The organism is Acinetobacter sp. YH12043 (genome assembly GCF_013419915.1).
Lineage (GTDB): Bacteria > Pseudomonadota > Gammaproteobacteria > Pseudomonadales > Moraxellaceae > Acinetobacter.
The window spans coordinates 24,714-39,073 of record NZ_VOZD01000029.1 but is presented as its reverse complement, the minus strand read 5'-3'; the positions used below and the strand labels follow the sequence as shown (position 1 = coordinate 39,073).

Below are 14,360 nucleotides of genomic sequence, written 5' to 3'. Positions count from 1 at the left end.
TTAATGGAAAAATCTAAAAGGTATGTTTTACCGAAAAAAAGAAGTAGAAACTACCCACGAGTTGTGAAAGGGAAACCACAGAAATACCCAAAAAAATGCCAGTCAATCTCTTAACTGACTGGCATTAACCTGTTTGGGTGCTTTTTTTATTGTATGTTCAACACATCCAAATTCATGTAATACATCAAATTATCAGAACTAGATCATGAATAAATTAAGGAGATAAAAATCACAATTCGCCAACACTGCCTCCATGCTATTTGACGGTTGCTAGATTAAATTTATCTCATCAACAAATACAGCTAGATATATAAAAGGTGTACTCATGAATTACAAATCTCTAATGATCGCTGTCGTAGCAACCTCAGCCATGGGTATGACAGCCGCCAATGCCGGAAATACAACGAATACGGCTTTAGCTTCTGCTTTGGGTGGTGTCGTTGGTGCCGCAGTGGGCAATAAAATGGGTGGTACAACTGGCGCAACAATCGGTTCTGCGATTGGCGGTGGTGCTGGTGCCGCAGTAGCAGCAAATAAACGTGACCGTAATGGCGCGATTATCGGTGGTGCTTTAGGTGGTGGTGCTGGTTATGCCGTAGGTAAAAACATGGCGGGTTCTAATGGCGGCTTAATTGGTGCTGCATTAGGTTCTGCTGGTGGTTCTGCCCTTGGTAAAAAAGTCAGCGAAGACCGTCGTTATGATGACCGTTATGACCGTCGCTATAGTTCAAAAAACTATCGTACTAGCAACTACCGTTATAACCACCGTCGCTAAGATTTCCTCTAATCACTTTTCCTCCTTGAATAAGCATCTTCGGATGCTTATTTTTTTGCCTGTTATTTTGGTTTACATATATATCGATTTTTTTCGATATACAAATACAATGCAAAGTCGTATGCTCTTAGTCATGTTTATTCAAGAGTAATATTATGCGTACGCTTACCGATATCCAGTTCTCTATTCTCGAACTGGTTCCAGTTCGTGACGATAAGACCATTCAATTCTCCCTGCAACATGCGTTGGAATTGGCCCAGACCGCAGAACGTCTAGGTTATAGCCGGATGTGGCTGGCCGAGCATCATAATATGGATGGTATTGCCAGCTCAGCGACTGCCGTTCTCTTAGGCTATTTACTGGCAAATACCAATAGCATCAAACTTGGCTCTGGCGGCATTATGTTGCCAAACCATGCACCCTTGGTAGTAGCAGAACAGTTCGGTACATTAGCGACTTTATATCCAGATCGTATTGAGCTGGGTCTAGGCCGTGCTCCTGGTACCGATCAAATGACCATGCGTGCTTTACGTCGTGGCCGTCAGGAAACTGAAGATCAGTTCCCGCAGGATGTTTTAGAAATTCTGCAATACTTTAAAGATCCGATTCCAGGCCAACGCATTGTGGCAACTCCAGGCCAAAGCACACACGTACCTGTGTGGTTATTAGGTTCGAGCCTGTTTAGCGCACAACTGGCAGCAAAACTTGGTCTACCCTATTCTTTTGCATCTCACTTTGCTCCGCGTATGCTTGGTCAAGCGATTCAATTGTATCGGGACAATTTCGAACCGTCTGAATATCTGGATCGTCCTTATGTTTCTATGGGCGTACCGACTTGTGTCGCAGATACAGATGAAGAAGCTGAATATCTGGCAACAAGTGCTTACCAGCGTGTCCTTGCCCTGATTCGCGGTCAAAGCCTGAAATTGAAAGCGCCGATTGATTCTATGGAAGGACTCTGGTCACCACCTGAAAAAATGTCTGTCGACAATTTCTTTGCCATGGCGCAAGTGGGTTCCAAAGAAACTGTTAAAGCCGGTTTGGAAGCACTCATAGCAAAATATGATGTAGATGAGTTTATCTTCACCTGTGACATCTATGACACAGAGAAACGTCTGCATAATTTTGAATTGCTGATGCAGATCAAAAACGGGCAATAATGCTGTCTTGCTTTGCCTAATTTATTCTGATCTATATACCCACTCTTAGGAATGGGTATATTTTTTAAAACTTTGTTTGAAAATTTTAAGTCTCCAAATAGATAAATCCATGTCTAAGATGGATCTCCTGCGCTTTAATACATCTATCTCTTATTAAAAATACAATAGAAAAAAGAATGACTGTCTAAGTTAAATTTTGAACTTTACCGTTCTAGGGCTTTTGTTAATATCTATAACAAAGCAAATAAGACTAATTATTAAATAATTTCAAGGAAAAACAATGTCTACCAAGCAGGATGAATACGCAGGTATATTTGAGAATCGTCGCGAAAATCTTCAGCATTTTACTGGCATTAAAGTACCCTCTTCCCAGCTCGCTGAACTTGACTGTGCCGGAAAAGATATTGCGATTATTGGTACAGATCAATTTACCGTAAGCCAGCTCAACAAGATTAGCCAGCAAGCTCGCTCAGTAAAAGTTTTTCAGATTAATCCGCAATTTGTATTGCCAGGTACTGAACGTGGTTTGCAGCGTCTCCTAAATCATCCCTTGATCATTAAAAATCGACGCCTATTTAATAACCGGATTAAAAGCATTTTGTCATTACGTTATCTGGAAAATCAGGTGCAGAATTTATGGCTCAGACGCCAGCTCATGCCAAATCTTGCAGCTGCATCCAAAGTTTATCTTAAATCAGACCACTATTATGCCGCTCTGCAACGTGAAAATTGCCAGCTGATTACCTGGCCTATTGCAAAAATTTCCGGAAATAGTATTCAATGTATTAATGGAGATGGACATCAGGTTGAGCTAATTGTGTATACTTTTTAATCAGAAAATTAATCTATTTTTAGCACATAAGATTAAAAATTCGGAGTATATTTGGAAAAATTTAGCTCTGCAAAATTGAATTTTTGATTTCATTGAATAGCAAAAAAGTTTAAAAAACAATTACTACATTTTTTATTAAAATATTGAATATTTCAACAACTTATAATATTCATATTTTATTTCTATGAAAGCAGTATTTTTATTAATTTTTATCTATAAATCAGAGCCAAACTGAAGTCTGACTCTGAATTCTTTTTAGCCAATTCGACGTTTTAGCCCTGTCATCTGTAAGACACGCGTTGAGATTTCTTCAATCGACATTTCCGAAACATTCAGGTACTTGATCCCTTCCGAAATATAGATGCCTTCAATTGCACGCAGTTCCATCTGGCACTGACTAAAGCTGGCATAACGGCTGTTGGCCTTACGTTCTGTACGGATTGCAACCAGACGCTCTGCATCAATCATCAGGCCAAAAAGCTTGTTTTTATGCGGTCTTAGCACTGCTGGCAGGCGGTTATCGTCCAGATCTTCTTCAGTTAGCGGATAGTTCGCTACACGAATTCCAAATTGCAAAGACAAATAAATTGAGGTCGGAGTTTTACCGGAACGCGATACGCCAATCAGGATCAGATCAGCCTTATCATAGTGACGCGTACGCGCACCATCATCGTTGTCGAGCGCAAAATGTACGGCATCAATACGCGCCTTATAAGACTCGGAATCGGTCACCGCATGGGTCTGACCGACTAAAGTCGTAGGTTCGGTACCAAGCTCTTCTGACAATTTACTAATAAGCCCTTCAAAAACATCAAGATTTACTGCATTTGCGGTATTAATGATGTCTCGCACATAGGGATCCACCAACGTATCGAAAACCAAAGGTTTTTGGCCATCTTTTTGGGCACGTTCATTGATCTCTGTGACCACATTCATGGCCGCTTCTTCAGAGCTAATATAAGGGATAATATGAATGTCAAAATCCACATGCGGAAACTGCGCTAACAGCGAGTGGCCAAGGGTTTCAGCAGTAATGGCAGTACCATCGGAAATAAAAAACACACTCCGCTGAATTTGTTTACCTTCTGACATTAAAATTCTCCTCAAACATTTGTCTTAGTACTATATAATCTTTATAGTAAACCGATCTTACATGACTGTCGCTTAGTAAAATCAAAAACCTAGAAGATTTGCTATACTCTCATGCCAAGATAGTGATTAATACTGCAAAAGTGGAGTAACAACTTTGGAAGCGCGCGTAATTGGTCTAGAAAAATTAGGGAAGCACGATGTTGAGCTTGTAGGTGGGAAAAATTCATCTCTGGGCGAAATGATCAGCCACTTATCTAATGCTGGTGTATCAGTACCAGGTGGCTTCGCAACAACAGCTGCTGCTTATCGTGAATTTCTCGAGCAAAGTGGCCTAAACGCTAAAATCAATGCAGAGCTTGCTGCACTTAACGTTGATGACGTCAATGCACTTGCTGAAACTGGTGCAAAGATTCGTCAATGGATTGTGGAAACTCCACTTACTGCTGAACTGGAAAAGGAAATTCGTGCAGCTTTTGCAGAACTTTCAAACGGCAACCCTGACATCGCGGTTGCCGTTCGTTCATCTGCGACTGCAGAAGACTTACCTGATGCTTCTTTCGCAGGTCAGCAAGAAACCTTCCTGAACATTCGTGGTATCGATAACGTTCTGATCGCGATCAAAGAAGTGTTTGCATCTTTGTACAATGACCGCGCGATCTCTTACCGTGTACACCAAAACTTTGCGCATGACGTGGTTGCCCTTTCTGCAGGCGTACAACGTATGGTTCGCTCAGAAACTGGTGCTGCTGGTGTAATGTTCACTCTAGATACTGAATCAGGCTTCCGTGATGCAGTATTCATTACAGCTTCTTATGGCTTGGGTGAAATGGTAGTTCAGGGTGCAGTAAACCCGGATGAATTCTATATTTCAAAACCGCTTCTAAATGCAGGCAAACACGCTGTACTGCGCCGTAACTTAGGTTCTAAACACCAGAAAATGATTTATGGTGAAGAAGCCGCTGCGGGTAAATCAGTTGTTGTAGTTGATGTAGAAAAAGCAGATCGTCAACAATTTGCATTGAACGATCATGAACTGCAAGAATTGGCTAAGCAAGCACTGATCATTGAAAACCACTACGGTTCTCCAATGGACATCGAGTGGGCTAAAGACGGTGATGACGGTAAAATCTACATCGTTCAGGCGCGCCCTGAAACTGTGAAGAGCCGTGAAAATGTCGGTACTATGGAACGCTACCTGTTAAAACAACGTGGTACTGTAATCTGTGAAGGCCGTTCAATCGGTCAACGTATCGGTTCTGGTAAAGTCCGCATCGTAACTTCAATTAAAGAAATGGACAAAGTACAAGACGGTGACGTACTTGTATCTGACATGACTGACCCAGATTGGGAACCAGTGATGAAACGTGCTGCTGCGATTGTAACTAACCGTGGTGGTCGTACTTGTCACGCTGCGATCATCGCACGTGAGCTTGGTGTTCCAGCGATCGTAGGTTGTGGTAATGCAACTGAAGTGCTGGTAGACGGTCAGGAAGTCACTGTATCTTGTGCTGAAGGTGGTACTGGTTTCATCTACGAAGGTGCGCTTGATTTCGAAATCCAAACCAACTCTATCGAATCTATGCCAAAACTTCCGTTCAAAATCATGATGAACGTAGGTAACCCGGATCGTGCATTCGACTTCGCGCAAATTCCGAACGAAGGTATTGGTCTTGCTCGTCTAGAGTTCATCATCAACCGTATGATCGGTGTGCATCCTAAAGCATTATTGAACATCGACAGCCTGCCACGTGAAACTCGTGCTGCTGTACTTGCTCGTACTGCAGGTTATGCATCTCCGATCGAATTCTATGTAGAAAAACTGGTTGAAGGTATCTCTACTCTTGCTGCTGCGTTCGCTGACAAACCAGTGATCGTACGTATGTCTGACTTCAAGTCAAACGAATACGCCAACCTGATCGGCGGTAAACTGTACGAACCTGAAGAAGAAAACCCAATGCTGGGCTTCCGTGGTGCAAGCCGTTATGTATCTGATAACTTCCGTGACTGCTTCGAACTTGAATGCCGCGCATTGAAAAAAGTTCGTGACGAAATGGGTCTGACTAACGTTCAAATCATGATCCCGTTCGTACGTACTGTTGCTGAAGCTAAACGTGTTATTGAGCTATTAGGTCAAAATGGTCTGAAACGTGGTGAAAATGGTCTTAAAGTGATCATGATGTGTGAATTGCCAACTAATGCTTTGTTAGCTGAACAATTCCTTGAACACTTCGACGGTTTCTCTATCGGTTCAAATGACTTGACTCAGTTAACGCTTGGTCTGGACCGTGACTCTGGTATTGTTTCTCATCTGTTTGATGAACGTGACCCAGCAGTAAAAGCACTGCTTTCTATGGCCATCCATGCTTGCCGTAAAGCAGGTAAATATGTAGGTATCTGTGGCCAAGGTCCTTCTGACCACCCGGATCTTGCACAATGGCTAATGGAACAAGGCATTGAGTCTGTATCTCTTAACCCAGACTCAGTATTGGATACCTGGTTCTTCTTGTCTGAAGAGAAAGCTCAAAAGGCTTAATTCGCTCTATAAAAAAAGACCCTTTCATAGGGTCTTTTTTTTTTTATGTTCTCAATACTGCCCAAATATTATCTTAATCACATTTATAGTTAAGTGATCAATCATATATTTTTGATTTAACTGAAATCAAATCATCTACATAAGCATAAGCTTATTAGTGTAATGACAAACAAATACCAACAAACAGCATGAGAAAAAATTGCATAATTAAATTTAAGTGAATTTTCACATCATGATAGCAAAATCATCAATCCTTGCTACACTATCTCAATTATGGAGGAATTTGGTGATGAACATTCTTGAAAATCCTAAACTTATCCATATATTACACTTATATTCTTTTATTTGTTTTCAGCCTGAAAATACTTAAACTCCTAGTTCAATTTTTGTCTAAATTTATATTTTTGAGATTCAGTTTATATGCAGATTTACTTGGCACGAAATAATCAACAAGCTGGCCCATATACGCTCGAGCAATTAAATCAGATGCTTGCCAACCAACAGGTACTTCTGACTGATTTGGCTTGGCATCAAGGTATGACCGAATGGAAAGCTTTAGGTGAACTCACCCAAGGGAAACTGATCTATCAGCCTGAAGGCTATGTAGCACCAGAAACGCCAGCGACACCAGTCTATCAGGCTCCACAGAACACAAATGAGTCAAGTACAGACCATCTTCGTGCCCGCAGTTCTCAAAATGTTGCAGCAAAAAAAGAACTGGCGAGTATTCCAAGCCGTATTTTAGCCAAGATTGTGGATCTGCTTTTATGGCTGCCTGCGACGTTTATTTTGACCGCATTTTTTACTCCTGAACAGGAAACCCAGTTTGCACAACTGAACCAGGAGTTTATGAATGTGATGTTAAGTAGTGACGCTGACCCTGCTCTGGCACAGCAACTACAAACTCAGATGTTTGACATGTTTTCACAACAGGCATGGATTGCGACTGCAATTTACCTGGTGATCATGCTCGCTATTCAGGCCTTTCTGATTGCCAAATCGGGTCAAAGTATCGGTAAAAAACTGACTAAAATTAAGATCGTAGATGCCGAGACTGGTGAAAAAACCAGCTTGATGCGCGCCTTCACTATTCGCAGTGTATTCTTTATTTTCCTGAATATTATCTTCATGCCACTCAGCACAATCATTGACTGGGCGTTCGGTTTAGGGCAAAAACGTCAAACCGTGCACGATAAACTGGCAAAAACCCAAGTCGTTAAACAATAATTAGTTCTGCCATAAAATGGGATGTTTTGGCATCCCATTTTCCTACATAACTTTGAAATTACAATAAAATTCCTATAAATATTCTTGAAACCCGACCAACAAAATCAGTTTTTATTACAGTCATTTAAAGCACCTTTATATATAGCTTAGTTTGGCAATATCAGGCATAATGCCCTACAACGTAGCGGTGTATTATGATTAGAAGGGTGTTTTGTAAAAAACGGCCTCTTTTATCATGCGACACTTTAATCGCTATCCCATATTAAATTAGGGAATGGGACTCTTCACCGAGGTTGTAAAATGAGACAAACGATTTTAGCTGTATTGTCTTTATCAACGATGGCTGCACTTTTAACAGGGTGTGGTGGTGATCTAGTACTTCTGAACTCTAAGGGTCCAGTTGCTGAAGGCCAAAGTAGCCTGATGATGACTGCGATTTACTTAATGCTGTTGGTGGTAATTCCATCAATTATCATGGCATTATGGTTCGGTTGGAAATATCGTGCATCGAATAAAGACGCAGACTATAAACCTACATGGGCACACTCTACTGCGATTGAAATTGTAGTTTGGGGTATCCCTGTCATTATTATTGGTATTTTAGCTTGGTTAACTTGGTGGGGTTCCCACAAGTACGACCCATACCGCCCACTTGAGGCAGATAAAGCACCATTAACAGTTCAGGTTATTGCTGAACAGTTCAAATGGATCTTCATCTACCCAGAACAAAACATTGCGACTGTAAACGAAATTCGCTTCCCAGAGAAAACTCCGGTAAGTCTTCGTTTGACTTCTAACTTCACGATGAACTCATTCTTCATCCCTGCGTTAAGTGGTCAGATCTATGCAATGGCGGGTATGCAAACTCACCTGAACTTAATGGCAGACGAAACTAGCCCAGCTGAAGGCTACCGCGGTTTCTCTTCTAACTATTCAGGCTATGGCTTCTCACAAATGCGCTTCCGTGCACATGCTGTGACTGATGCTCAGTTTGCTGAATGGGTAGCTGCAGTTAAAGCAGGTAACGGTACTTCAGTAAATCCAGAAGCAGTTCAAAAAACTGTTTTAGACCAAGCTGAATTTGCAAGCTTGCGTGACGGTAACCGTGGTAAACACCAAATCGAAGCGATTATTGCAAAAGCTACGACTCCTGAAGAGAAGGCTGCTGCTGAAGCAATGAAGCCTTACCCAACTAAGCCACATCCAGTGACTTACTACTCTTCTGTTGAGCAAGGTTTGTTTGAATCTGTGATCAATAACTACATGAGTAACTATCACGGTGCTGATCACTCAGCGTCTTCTGTTGCTCACCAGGAAGCAGCTGCTTCTGAAGCACATGTAGATGTTGAACATGCGACTGCTTCTCAAGGGGAATAAGACATGAGCTTATTAGGTAAGTTAGGTCCAGATGCAATTCCTTACGATCCAATCGTATTGGTCACTGTTGCAGCTATGATCTTAGGTGGTATCGCAGTTGTTGCAGGTATCACTTACTTCAAAAAATGGGGCTACTTGTGGAACGAATGGTTCACATCTGTAGACCATAAAAAAATTGGTATCATGTATATCTTCGTATCGATCGTCATGCTTTTGCGTGGTTTCGCCGATGCGATCATGATGCGTCTTCAGCTGTTCCTTGCTAAAGGTGGCGGCGAAGGTTACTTACACCCTGAACACTACGACCAGATCTTTACTGCTCACGGCGTAATCATGATCTTCTTCGTGGCAATGGGTCTTGTTGTTGGTTTGATGAACATCTCTGTACCGCTTCAAATCGGTGCGCGTGACGTTGCATTCCCATTATTGAACTCTTTAAGCTTCTGGCTATTTGCTGGTGCTGCGGGTCTAATGATGGTTTCACTTGCGCTTGGTGAGTTCGCTGCGACTGGTTGGATGGCTTATCCTCCACTGTCTGGCATTGAATACTCTCCTGGTGTTGGTGTTGACTACTACATCTGGGCGCTTCAGGTTTCAGGTCTTGGTACACTTCTTACTGGTGTTAACTTCTTCGTTACCATCATTAAAATGCGTGCGCCTGGCATGAAACTTATGGACATGCCAATTTTCACTTGGACAGCTCTTGTAACTGCGGTTCTGATCGTTGCAACATTCCCAGTATTAACTGCGACGATTGCAATGCTTTCTCTTGACCGTTACTTCGGTTTCCACTTCTTCACAAACGACTTAGGCGGTAGCCCAATGTTGTACGTGAACTTGATTTGGACTTGGGGTCACCCAGAAGTATATATCTTGGTATTACCAGCTTTTGGTATTTACTCAGAAGTTACTGCGACGTTCTCTCGCAAAACGTTGTTCGGTTACAAATCAATGGTGTACGCAACTGTAGCAATTGGTGTTCTTTCACTGGTTGTTTGGGTTCACCACTTCTTTACCATGGGTGCAGGTGCCAACGTTAACGCGTTCTTCGGTATCATGACCATGATTATTGCGATTCCTACTGGTGTGAAAATCTTCTCTTGGTTGTTCACCATGTATAAGGGTCGTATTACCTATACAACACCAATGCTATGGACACTTGGCTTCCTTGTGACTTTCGGTATCGGTGGTTTAACAGGTGTATTAATGGCAGTTCCACCAGCGGACTTCCTTGTACACAACTCTTTATTCTTGATCGCTCACTTCCATAACGTAATTATCGGTGGTGTAGTGTTCGCGATGTTCGCAGGTATCATCTTCTACTGGCCGAAAATGTTCGGTTGGAGACTGAATGAGACTTGGGGTAAAGCAGCATTCTGGTTCTGGTTCTTCGGTTTCTACTTTGCATTCATGCCACTTTATATCCTTGGTTTCATGGGTATGACTCGTCGTTTGAATACATATGACAACCCAGAGTGGGATCCGTACTTAGCAATTGCTTTCTTCGGTTCTGTACTTATCGCGATCGGTTTATTCTGTTTCGTTATGCAAATCGTGGTTGGTTTCCTACAACGCGATCAACGTCTAGATTTGACTGGCGATCCATGGGATGGTCGTACGCTTGAATGGGCTACATCTTCTCCTGCTCCGTTCTATAACTTTGCTCATCTTCCAAAGATCAATGGTATTGATACTTTCTGGGTCGAGAAAGAAAACGGTGTTGCTTATGCAAAACCTACGAAGTACGAAGATATCCATATGCCGACTAACCGTGCTGCTGGTTTCATTATCGCAATGTTCATTACTGTTATGGGCTTCGCGTTAATCTGGCACATCTGGTGGTTAGTAGCGGTTACTTTCGTAGCAGCTATCATCAGCTTCATCGTGTCTTCTTTCACCAAGAAAGTGGATTACTATGTTCCTGCTGCTGAAGTTGAGCGTATTGAAGGTGAACGTTATGCGATCCTTGAAAAACACTTGAAGAAGGACTAAGACCATGGCTGAAGTACTTCATCACGATAACCACGGACACGATGAGCATCATCATCACGATGATACTGACATCACTGTCTTTGGTTTCTGGACTTACTTGATGAGTGACCTTATCCTTTTCGGTACACTCTTCATTGCATTCGCTGTTTTAAGTAGCCACGTTCCATTAGGCACTCCAAGCGCGCGTGATCTGTTTGGTGATTCATTAGGCTTCGTTTTAACTGAAACGTTTGCCCTCTTGATCTCTTCCGTAACTTTTGGTTTTGCCGTTCTAGCTGCCTACAAGAAAAACGTTAGTCAGGTTCTTACCTGGTTAGCGATCACTTGGTTATTTGGTGCTGCCTTCATTGGTATGGAACTTTATGAGTTCAATCATTTAGTTCATGCTGGTCATGGCCCTAGCACTTCTGCGTTCCTGTCTTCGTTCTTTACGCTGGTAGGTACGCACGGTATCCACGTGACTTCAGGTTTGGTATGGATGATCGTGTTAATGATTCAAATCAAGAAATATGGTTTGACTCTGCCTAACACTCGTCGTCTTGCGTGCCTAAGCTTGTTCTGGCACTTCCTTGACATCGTATGGATCTGTGTATTCAGCGTAGTTTACTTGATGGGAGTTCTATAATGAGTCATGATCATAACGCTGCTGGCGAATCACACGGTAACATGAAGCAATATACTGTTGGCTTCATCCTGTCTGTTGTCCTTACTGTAATTCCATTCGGTATGGTCATGGCAGGTGGTTTTAGCCGCGGTATCTTGATTACTGCTATTGCAATTACTGCAGTCGCTCAGATTCTTGTGCAATTAATTTACTTCTTGCACATGAACTCTTCTTCAGAGCAACGCTGGAACGTAATTGCATTTGTGTATACCATCTTAACCATCGCTATTCTTTTAGTGGGTTCTGTATGGATCATGAACTACCTACACTACAACATGATGATCTAAACTGGTTGTCATGCTGAAAAAGTATTTATTCCTGACTAAGCCAGGAATTCTCTTCGGTAACTTTGTTACCACTTTGGGTGGCTACTTCGTAGCCACTCAAGGTTCTGTAGATTTCCTTCTCCTGCTTCTTACTCTTATTGGTACTACTCTCGTAGTGGCATCAGGATGCGTGGTCAATAACGTTATTGATCAGGACATCGACCAAAAAATGCAGCGCACGCAAAATCGCGCACTTGTCAAAAAAACTATTTCTGTACCTGTTGCTCTCACCTTTGCTTTTGTACTGGGTGTGATCGGTTTTGGCATTTTATGGTTCTGGGTAAATGCATACGCTTTCCTATTCGCAGTTATTGGTTTTGTCGTATACGTTGGTTTTTACAGCTTATGGACAAAACGAACAACTATTCACCAAACACTGGTAGGCAGTATTTCTGGTGCAGCACCGCCTGTGATCGGTTATACCGCAGTTGCAAGCCAGTTTGACCTGGGTGCCCTTTTAATTTTTCTAGGGTATGCACTCTGGCAAATGCCCCATTCATGGGGAATTGCAGTCTATCGTTTTGAAGATTACAAAAATGCAGGCATTCCAATTCTGCCTGTCGCCCGTTCAATTCGACGTACCAAGATCGAATCTTTGATCTACGTGATATTGTTCGGAATTACCATGAATGCTTTATTTGTTTATGGTTATGCAAACTGGATCTATCTGGTGGTATTAAATCTGATGACGCTTTACTGGATCTATCTCAGTATTCAGGGCTTTAAAGCTGAAGATAATCAGGCATGGGCAAAACAGTATTTCATGTTCTCGGTCAAACTAATTACCGTGATCAGTATTATTTTCAGTTTTACTTCTACTGCCCCGCAGAATCCAATCATATTCTTTTAAGAAGATAGAGTTTTACTCTATCTTTTTTATTTCTCCTGCTAAATACCTAATTCCTTTCAAGCTTACTTAAAGTATCTGTGTTTCTTCTAGAAATTTCCCTCTTGTAAATTTTTATTTGCTTCCATACCTACTTAAACATTCATCATCTGGCAAGATTTGCTTGTATTTCAGCCCCAAAACCACTAAACTTCACGCTTCGCATATTATGCGACACAACCAAGGTTGTGACTCCTTGCTTCAATTTCACTTAAATTGGGGCTGTTTAAACCGTAAGGAGCTGACAATGCGTCACTACGAAATCGTACTATTGGTACATCCAGACCAAAGCGATCAAGTTGTGGGTATGGTAGAACGTTACCTGACTCACATCAAAGAAGCTGAAGGTCAAATCCACCGTCTTGAAGACTGGGGCCGTCGTCAATTGGCTTACCCAATCAACAAGATCCACAAAGCTCACTACATTCTGATGAATGTTGAGTGTGGTCAAACTACTCTTGATGAGCTAGAAGAATTGTTCCGTTATAACGATGCAATCATTCGTAGCCTTATCATCCGTCGTGAAAACGCTATCACTGAAGAGTCACTATTGGCTAAGAGTGCTGAAGAAAAACGTGCGCGTAAAGCTCAACGTGAAGAAGCACAACAAGCTCAAGACTCTGCTGAAGCATAAGGAGAACCTAACATGGCACGTTTTTACCGTCGTCGCAAGTTCTGCCGCTTTACAGCTGAGAACGTTACGTACATCGACTACAAAGATATCGACACTTTAAAACAGTACATCACTGAAAACGGCAAGATTGTTCCTAGCCGTATTACAGGTACTAAAGCTCGTTACCAACGTCAGCTAGCACTTGCTATCAAACAAGCTCGCTACTTGTCTTTGATCCCTTACACTGACAATCATAAGTGAGGTTGAGCTGTGGATATTATCTTATTACAACGCATTAAAAACCTTGGTAAACTTGGTGATAAAGTTTCAGTTAAAGCTGGTTACGGCCGTAACTACTTGATCCCTCAAGGTAAAGCAGTTGCAGCTACTGAAGCTAACACTGCTGCTTTTGAAGCTCGTCGTGCTGAACTTGAGAAACAAGAAGCTGAAGTATTAGCTGCTGCTCAAGCACGTGCTGACCAATTGAACGAAGTAAACATCGTAATCACTGCGAAAGCTGGTGATGAAGGTAAACTGTTCGGTTCAATCGGTACTCGTGACATCGCTGACGCGTTGACAAATGCTGGTCTTACAGTTGACCGTGCTGAAGTTCGTCTTCCAAATGGCGCACTTCGCAACACTGGTGAATTCAACATCGCAATCCAATTGCACCATGATGTTGCTGCAGAAGTTCTGGTTACTATCGTAGCTGAGTAATTTCTCACCGAAAAAAGGGCATGCTTTGGCATGCTCTTTTTTTATCTCTAAAAAATATAATCTGCTCAACAGTAGAAAATTCAATTTATTCTTCGCGTTCACAAAAAATTGCACTTCGCATTTTGGATCAGACCGCGTATCATTTCATCTCGTAGTGAATAAACCT

At 42.0% G+C, this 14,360-nt stretch carries 14 protein-coding genes; 13 read left to right on the top strand and 1 reads right to left on the bottom strand.

Features of this window, described 5'->3' with window-relative positions; all coding sequences use genetic code 11:
• Nucleotides 1-325 precede the first annotated feature (325 nt).
• From FTU01_RS13165 to FTU01_RS13155, 3 genes are all read left to right on the top strand, one after another.
• On the top strand, nt 326-775 hold the full coding sequence (locus FTU01_RS13165) for a hypothetical protein (RefSeq protein WP_004783858.1): 450 nt from the start codon (nt 326-328) through the stop codon (nt 773-775).
• A gap of 155 nt (nt 776-930) precedes the next feature.
• Nucleotides 931-1,935, top strand: coding sequence for an LLM class flavin-dependent oxidoreductase (locus FTU01_RS13160; RefSeq protein WP_180139469.1), 1,005 nt, complete (start codon nt 931-933; stop codon nt 1,933-1,935).
• 280 nt (nt 1,936-2,215) lie between these two features.
• Nucleotides 2,216-2,767 (top strand): flavoprotein, encoded by a 552-nt coding sequence (locus tag FTU01_RS13155; protein WP_180139466.1) that lies wholly within the window; start codon nt 2,216-2,218, stop codon nt 2,765-2,767.
• 255 nt (nt 2,768-3,022) lie between these two features.
• On the opposite strand, the gene FTU01_RS13150 is transcribed toward FTU01_RS13155, so the two are convergent.
• Nucleotides 3,023-3,859: a pyruvate, water dikinase regulatory protein gene (locus FTU01_RS13150; protein WP_004783863.1), complete on the bottom strand. Its 837-nt coding sequence runs from the start codon at nt 3,857-3,859 to the stop codon at nt 3,023-3,025.
• Between the two features lie 154 nt (nt 3,860-4,013).
• Here FTU01_RS13150 and ppsA point away from each other — a divergent pair, with 154 nt between their 5' ends.
• The 10 genes from ppsA (at nt 4,014) to rplI (ending at nt 14,194) form a co-directional block, all read left to right on the top strand.
• On the top strand, nt 4,014-6,392 hold the full coding sequence (ppsA, locus tag FTU01_RS13145; RefSeq protein ID WP_180139463.1) for a phosphoenolpyruvate synthase: 2,379 nt from the start codon (nt 4,014-4,016) through the stop codon (nt 6,390-6,392).
• Between the two features lie 420 nt (nt 6,393-6,812).
• The gene (locus tag FTU01_RS13140; RefSeq protein ID WP_004783867.1) at nt 6,813-7,619 is read left to right on the top strand and encodes an RDD family protein; all 807 of its coding nucleotides are present in this window, start codon (nt 6,813-6,815) and stop codon (nt 7,617-7,619) included.
• 300 nt (nt 7,620-7,919) lie between these two features.
• On the top strand, nt 7,920-8,996 hold the full coding sequence (gene cyoA, locus FTU01_RS13135) for a ubiquinol oxidase subunit II (protein WP_005236020.1): 1,077 nt from the start codon (nt 7,920-7,922) through the stop codon (nt 8,994-8,996).
• A 3-nt stretch (nt 8,997-8,999) separates the two neighbouring features.
• The gene (gene cyoB / locus FTU01_RS13130; protein WP_180139460.1) at nt 9,000-10,988 is read left to right on the top strand and encodes a cytochrome o ubiquinol oxidase subunit I; all 1,989 of its coding nucleotides are present in this window, start codon (nt 9,000-9,002) and stop codon (nt 10,986-10,988) included.
• A 4-nt stretch (nt 10,989-10,992) separates the two neighbouring features.
• On the top strand, nt 10,993-11,613 hold the full coding sequence (gene cyoC / locus FTU01_RS13125) for a cytochrome o ubiquinol oxidase subunit III (protein WP_166134969.1): 621 nt from the start codon (nt 10,993-10,995) through the stop codon (nt 11,611-11,613).
• Nucleotides 11,610-11,939 carry a cytochrome o ubiquinol oxidase subunit IV gene (locus FTU01_RS13120; RefSeq protein WP_171064814.1) on the top strand — a complete coding sequence of 110 codons (330 nt, stop codon included), beginning with the start codon at nt 11,610-11,612 and terminating at the stop codon, nt 11,937-11,939. Before cyoC ends, FTU01_RS13120 begins: the two co-directional genes overlap by 4 nt.
• A 10-nt stretch (nt 11,940-11,949) precedes the next feature.
• Nucleotides 11,950-12,828 (top strand): heme o synthase, encoded by an 879-nt coding sequence (gene cyoE / locus FTU01_RS13115; protein WP_179992465.1) that lies wholly within the window; start codon nt 11,950-11,952, stop codon nt 12,826-12,828.
• Between the two features lie 283 nt (nt 12,829-13,111).
• Nucleotides 13,112-13,498 (top strand): 30S ribosomal protein S6, encoded by a 387-nt coding sequence (gene rpsF, locus FTU01_RS13110; protein WP_004696436.1) that lies wholly within the window; start codon nt 13,112-13,114, stop codon nt 13,496-13,498.
• Between the two features lie 12 nt (nt 13,499-13,510).
• Nucleotides 13,511-13,738 (top strand): 30S ribosomal protein S18, encoded by a 228-nt coding sequence (gene rpsR / locus FTU01_RS13105; RefSeq protein WP_004278792.1) that lies wholly within the window; start codon nt 13,511-13,513, stop codon nt 13,736-13,738.
• A gap of 9 nt (nt 13,739-13,747) precedes the next feature.
• Nucleotides 13,748-14,194 carry a 50S ribosomal protein L9 gene (gene rplI, locus FTU01_RS13100; protein WP_004783880.1) on the top strand — a complete coding sequence of 149 codons (447 nt, stop codon included), beginning with the start codon at nt 13,748-13,750 and terminating at the stop codon, nt 14,192-14,194.
• The last annotated feature ends 166 nt before the right edge of the window (nt 14,195-14,360 follow it).